The organism is Oscillibacter sp. UBA6647, from assembly GCA_002455655.1.
Lineage (GTDB): Bacteria > Bacillota > Clostridia > Oscillospirales > Oscillospiraceae > Oscillibacter.
In genome coordinates, this window is record DKLF01000102.1 from 1 (window position 1) to 248 (window position 248).

A 248-nucleotide genomic window follows, 5' to 3' on the forward strand; every position below is an offset into this window, starting at 1 on the left:
CAGGGCCACCGCCAGAATAAATATGTTTGGCATGGGAAGATCCTCCTCGTATGGCTTCGCGTTGCGGGCGGCTGCTGCATGGGGCCGCCGCAGGGAGAATCTATCATATCATATTGATCGTCATTTTTCTATGAAACGCAGAAAACAGACATATTTCACTGAAATTCTTTCAATGCTTTAACGCTTGGTGCCGCTGCCCCGTTAATCAGCCGTTAAAAATTATTACGGCGTCCGCAGAATTTCCTCCA

Annotated in this window: 1 protein-coding gene; it reads left to right on the plus strand. The window is 48.0% G+C overall.

From position 1 onward, the window contains the following. Window positions 1–181 (plus strand): hypothetical protein (locus B2W96_RS07670; RefSeq protein WP_293009700.1); only part of this gene is annotated, 181 nt, incomplete at its 5' end. Window positions 182–248 lie beyond the last annotated feature (67 nt).